Genomic DNA, 5,805 nt, shown 5'->3' on the forward strand with positions numbered 1-5,805 from the left:
CTGAGTCTGTTGTCTCAGCAAGGGCACCTGTCAACGTGCCTATGGTAGCAGCAACTGCGCTAGCTACAAGCTCCTTCCTTTAGGGAGGAGTAGTTGACCTACTATTATTGAGGATTGATTCTATTTAGGGAAAGGAGTAATCAAAGGAAAAGGGGGGGGTCATGAAAAAGCTGCTACTGATTTTACTGGGAATGACCTTTCTCTATGGGGTGGATAATGTCCGTGTTGTCCCGGTAGCCCCTAGTCCTGAGCCAAATACGGTTGTCACCCGGATCATTTTTCCCCGTCCCCATGAGAACAAGCGGAAGGCTCCGATCAATGTGCAGCTTAGGGTCGAGGGCTTTCCTCTAGGCGTGATCACCCAAAATGACCGGGCAAAGGAGATCTACAATGATCCCGAAGGGCAAGCGATCCATGTGGTGATCGATAATGAACCCTATCTGATCTACAACCAGTCGTTTGAAGACTCTTTCGATGAGAATCGAGAATATTACGATAAGATTGTCAGCTTTCATATCCCTTTTAATTTAAGGCCGGGGCAACATGTGATCCGCGCTTTTCCTGCCCGCTCTTATGGGGAAAGCTTGAAAGGGAGAGGTCCTTTTACGTCTGAGGTTTTTTACTTTCAAGATCGGAAAAAATCAGACACGATGAATGTCGATCTAAAGGGTCCTTATCTTACTTATAACGAGCCTCAAGGACGGTATCCTGCGAGCCAATCAAACCCGATCCTCCTTGATTTTTTACTGTCGAATTGTGATCTTTCTTCTGATGGGTATAAGGTGCGCCTCACTGTTGATGAGCAAGAGATTCAACTCCTTACAGATTACGTTCCTTACTATCTCTATGGTCTTTCTCCTGGGAAGCATACGATTAAGCTTGAGCTTCTTGATAAAAATGGAGCCCTTGTCCCCGGTTTTTTCAATGTGACCGAGCGAGAAATCACGATTGATAATAATATCCCTCGCCGGCGATAATAAAGTCATGGCAAAGAAGGGAAAAAAAGCGGAGGAGATGACGATCGCCGATGCGGTCGACAATCTCTCGGGGATGGCTGAACTCGACACCCCTTTCGATAAGGAAGGGGAAGTTGGCGTTAAGGGAAAGCTCAAAAAGCTGGGAGCCCTTAAGACTGAAGAAAAAGAGGAACTTCTTTCGACCGTCAAAGGGACCTTTAAGACGGTCCATAACTATCTCAAGCACGTTTACACCAAAGATAAAGGGCAGCTGCAAAGTCGGGAGATGCAGCGGGGGATCAAAGCGATCATGATCCTTGCTGACGAAGCGGCCGATAAGTTGAGCTCCTACACCACCCTTTTTAAGCATACCTATGAAGAGGGTCAAGTCTTAGAGATTAAGGAGTATAAAGATCTCCAAAAGTTTTACAGCGATAAGATCTTAAAGCGGTTCCAAGAGGTTCTCGAAGCTGAAGCGGCTTGGCAAGAGGAGTGGGCGGAGACCGAAGAGGAAGAGATTGACATTGAGCGGCAAGGGCTTAAAGATCTCGATATGGTGAAGCAGGATAAAGAGTATGAGCTTTTTTATATCCGCCACGATGATGGGAAACCCCTTTTTAATCGGAACCTTTTAAGACATATCAAACTGGTGAGCGATTTTGATGAGGTGATCCTCGGCTTTGAGGGGGAGGACCCCCTTTTGCAGGTCAATGTCCTTCTCGATCATGAGGCCCAAGCTGTTGCTGAGGAGATTCGGGAGATTTCGAAGCAGGAGCTGGGCGATTTTTATGCCGACGCCTTTCACAATAAGGAAATTCCCATTGTGGGAAAGGTGCTGAAGGTGACGATGTCGCTCATGCTCGCCTGTAATCCCCGCAACCTTCATGAAAATACGGCGGGGAAAATGTGTACCCGTTACCTCAAAGATTTCCACCGGTTTTTAAGGGAGATTTTGGCCTCTTCTGACTATCAGGAATTGATTGGTCATACCGCTGCAGAGACCGATCAGTTTACCCGCGCTGTTGTTAACCTGATCCACGCTGTTTCCTACGCCTTTTTCATCCATAGTGGGAAGAAGCAAGAGATGCTTGACTACCTGAAAGGGCTCATCAAACGGGCCTATGAGGGGAAATCCCCGCCGACCAAGGAGGGGATCGATACCACAGCGCTCATGAGTGAGATCTTTGATCTTCACGATACCGTTACCACCATGCTCAAAAAGTATCCGAGTGGGCCCCTCTTTAAAGTGCTCGACATTTTCCAAGAGAGGAACGAAGAAGAAGGGTTTGACCCGATTCGGCAGGGGAATGCTCCCTATTATCTCTATACCTTTTCGTCGCAGCCCTTCGATGCTCTATGTCTCAAGATGCCTTGTCCCACCCTTCACCCCCATATCAATAAAGCCGAAGTCATCGACGAATACAAAGGGTTTCTCCGCCATCTGGGAGCCAACCCCGATCTTCGCAGACACCTCCACTTCAACCTGCAAGACCGGACTTCTTGGGAAGAAAGTGCCCGCTGCCTCGTCCTGGAACATCTCCAAAATCAAGCCGAATTTTCCGAGCAAATTGTCTTCATCACCCTCCCGAAAAAAAGTGATTTTTACTTTCAAGCTGAGGACTACCTCTCCATTGACAAGGCCAAAGACTTTATGAAGATCACCGAGGATCAGATTGCAAGTGGAGAGTCGTGTGGTTTTTACTTTCCGAAGGAGCTTTCCCGCAAAGAGCTTCTCGACTATACGAAGAAGATCCTTCCCATTATCCACACCCACTTTTTTGGCAAAAAGGCCAAACTCAGTCGAAAAGATCGGCTCGACTTCATCGAGATTTTCTATCTCTTCTTTATCTTAAAGATTATCGAGATGGTGGAGCCAGGAACCTTTACCTTTTCCTGTAAGGATAGTGTCGATATCGGGGCAACGGCGACCGGCGCTTTCTTTGCTCTCACCAAGCTTCTTGGGAAAGAGGGGAGCTGGACCAAGCAGGAGCAGGAGCACTTTTTCTGGATCCTTATGGGGCCGGCCCTGATCGTTCGCGAGCGTCTTGTCGATTACCGGCGCTTTAGCCGGATGGCCAGCGCGCTCAGCATCCTCACCACCACCCTTGCCAAAGACCGCGATAAGATCGTGAAGGCGTTGCAGCCCCATTTTGGCGCCAAGTTTTTCCAGAAACTTAAAAATGAATTCTAGAGGGTGTCGTCATAAGATGGTCAATAAAGAAGAACTTACTATGAGGGAAGTTCAAGGCGTCCGATGCAGGAAGCCCAAATCGGGCTTTCGAAGGAGGACAACGATGAAATTTCCCATAGAAAGGACTTAAGGATTGAGCATCTTATGACGACACCCTCTAATTGAGATCAAGATCTTTGGGCATCAGAGAAAGGGTCTTATACTTTCCACCCATTTCTCTTAAAAGGGTTTGCCAGAGGTATTCGGGCGCTGTTTCGAAAAGGTGATGGCTTGAAGCGGGGCAGAGGAACCAGGCGCCATTAAGAAATTCCCGCTCTAAAACGCCAGAGGCCCATCCCCCATAGCCAAAGCAAAGGAGGGTGTGGGGAAGTTCTTCTTCTTGCATCATGTCAGAGTCTCCATTGAGGTAGACTCCCGAGCAGATCTCCAAACTGGTTTCGGCATCATGGCCAGCGCTTTGAAGGAGCATGATCTGATTGGGTTGGTTGGGGCCGCCTGCCCGCATCTTCACATATTCCGCATGCTCTTCGCTCAGGCCAAAAAAACCCTCTTCGAGGTCAATCTCAAGGGGCTTATTGACAATCAGCCCAAAGGACCCAACCGGGCTATGGTCACAAAGAAGAACAACGCTCCGGTAAAAGATCCCACTCCCAATATCGGGACTGGCGATAAGAAAGGTTCCTTTCTTAAGCTCTGAATAGGGAATATTGCTCATCTAATGCCTCTTTTTGTACGCGTTCATGGGGCTTAACCCCCTATGAAACCGGATCTAGCACATTATCTTTTAAGCCATCCTCCTCCCCTATAGCGCCTGCGGCTATGGGGTCGTCGGATGGCTTAAAATCTAACGCACTATCTACTGCTTTCCTAGGGAATGCACCCCATGAACGCGTACTTTCTTTCTCCCATAACATACCAATAATATTCATACAAATGCACGAAAGTATAGTAAATATGGAGACTTCTAAGCAGGTAGGAGAGGCATTAGCTCGAGTCAAGGAAATCGCTAGTGTGAATGGGGGGAATATCATTCGCTCTAGACAAATGTCTCGTGGAGATAGAGAAACCCTTGTAAGAACTCAGTGCCTTCAAGAGATCCTTAAAGGATGGTATATGCTTGCTCGCCCTGATGGAGCAGCAGGAAGCTCTACGACATGGTATGCAAATTTTTGGGAGTTTTTACGTGTTTATCTTGAGCATCATTATAAAGGTCGCTATTGCCTTTCTGCTGAAAACTCTCTTGATTTACATACGGGATCGACTCAGATACCTAGGCAAGTCATTGTCATTGTTTCGCGAGGAGGAGCAATGCAGCGTCCTCTTCCTCACAACACTTCTTTGTTTGTTTATGTAGATAAAAAAAGTTTTCCAGAAGAAAGGGTGGAGGTTAAAGGGTTACAGACGATGTCACTTCCTTTAGCTCTTTGCAAAGTAGGGCAAACATATTTTCAGAAAAATTCCAGAGATGCTGAAATTGCACTCCGTCTGGTAAGGAATGCATCGGAAATTTCTGAAATTATCGCAAAATATGGATTTAAAAAAGCTTCAGAAAGGTTGCTTGGGGCCTATCAGTTTCTTGGAGAAACTCAAATGGTAAAGAGTTTAGAAACAGATCTTACTCTGTTAGGTTGGAAAATAAAGGGAGATAATCCATTTGCAAGTCAAAAACCGACGTCAAGTTTTATAGAGATAACTTCTCCTTATGAGGGGCGTATTCTTTCGATGTGGAAAGATTTTAGGGAAAAGGTTATCCCTTTTTTCCCACAACCTTTACAGTTTACGCTTAAGCCTAAGACCTATTTGGACTCTCTTGAAGAGCTTTATGAAAAAGATGCCTATAACTCTCTTTCTATTGAAGGTTACCAAGTCAATCAAGACTTAATCCAGAAGGTGCAAAATAATGAATGGAATCCTGACCATGATCCCGAAGATCTTCGAGAAAAAAACCGACTAGCGGCTCGGGGTTACTTTGAAGCATTTCAAGAGGTGAAAAATACTCTTTCAAAATTAGTGGGGGGAAATACAAAAGAGTCTATCGAGATTAATTTAAAAAAATGGTATCTTAAGCTTTTTTCTTCAATGGTTCATGTTGGGCTTATAGAAGAAAAAGATCTTATAGGATACCGAAAAGAGCAGGTTTATATCCGAAACTCTAGACATGTTCCTTTACCTAAGGAAGCTTTGATTGGAGCGATGGAGATGTTATTTCATTGTATTCAAGAAGATGAGCATCCAGCTGTTCGAGCCGTATTGGGGCACTATATTTTTGTTTATATTCATCCCTATATGGATGGAAATGGACGGATTGGACGGTTTCTTATGAATGTCATGTTTGTTTCAGGGGGATATCCTTGGACGATCATAGAAGTTAAAAACCGAAAAGCTTATCTCGATGCTTTGGAAATAGCAGGAACAGATCAGAACATTGAGCCTTTTGCAGCATTTATTGCCCAAGAAATGCGGGAACAACAATCTGGAGCTTAGGCGTAGTACAAGAATGAATGCGTATGTTCTTTTCCCTCAGCTTGTGGGACTTATGTAAATTTCTTTTTGAAATAAATAGGCCTTGTTCACCTTTTCGCATTGTGACAAGAAGCTGTCACAACAAGTTGTCTCTCAAAGAGAAGAGACCATCTCTACAGTGAGATGAATCTAGGG

General features: G+C 45.4%; 4 protein-coding genes. 3 read left to right on the forward strand and 1 reads right to left on the reverse strand.

The features are described from left to right. Window positions 1-161 precede the first annotated feature (161 nt). Together NEPTK9_RS08930 and NEPTK9_RS08935 are read left to right on the forward strand one after the other, a co-directional pair. Entirely contained in the window at window positions 162-977 is an 816-nt protein-coding gene (locus NEPTK9_RS08930; RefSeq protein ID WP_194848488.1) for a hypothetical protein, read from the forward strand. Next, window positions 949-3,147, forward strand: coding sequence for a hypothetical protein (locus tag NEPTK9_RS08935; RefSeq protein WP_194848489.1), 2,199 nt, complete (start codon window positions 949-951; stop codon window positions 3,145-3,147). The genes NEPTK9_RS08930 and NEPTK9_RS08935 overlap by 29 nt, the downstream gene beginning before the upstream one ends. A 157-nt stretch (window positions 3,148-3,304) precedes the next feature. Here NEPTK9_RS08935 and NEPTK9_RS08940 read toward each other — a convergent pair whose 3' ends face one another. Then, on the reverse strand, window positions 3,305-3,862 hold the full coding sequence (locus NEPTK9_RS08940) for a YqgE/AlgH family protein (RefSeq protein WP_194848490.1): 558 nt from the start codon (window positions 3,860-3,862) through the stop codon (window positions 3,305-3,307). A gap of 239 nt (window positions 3,863-4,101) precedes the next feature. On the opposite strand from NEPTK9_RS08940, the gene NEPTK9_RS08945 reads away from it, so the two are divergent. After that, window positions 4,102-5,631 (forward strand): Fic family protein, encoded by a 1,530-nt coding sequence (locus NEPTK9_RS08945; RefSeq protein ID WP_194848491.1) that lies wholly within the window; start codon window positions 4,102-4,104, stop codon window positions 5,629-5,631. Window positions 5,632-5,805: the final 174 nt, after the last annotated feature.

It is taken from the genome of Candidatus Neptunochlamydia vexilliferae (genome assembly GCF_015356785.1).
Taxonomy (GTDB): domain Bacteria; phylum Chlamydiota; class Chlamydiia; order Chlamydiales; family Simkaniaceae; genus Neptunichlamydia; species Neptunichlamydia vexilliferae.

Excerpts from the sequence above, each read along its gene's own strand:
- NEPTK9_RS08930 (WP_194848488.1), top strand. The coding sequence starts at position 162 with ATGAAAAAGCTGCTACTGATTTTACTGGGAATGACCTTTCTCTATGGG.
- NEPTK9_RS08940 (WP_194848490.1), bottom strand. The coding sequence starts at position 3,862 with ATGAGCAATATTCCCTATTCAGAGCTTAAGAAAGGAACCTTTCTTATC.
- NEPTK9_RS08945 (WP_194848491.1), top strand. The coding sequence starts at position 4,102 with ATGGAGACTTCTAAGCAGGTAGGAGAGGCATTAGCTCGAGTCAAGGAA.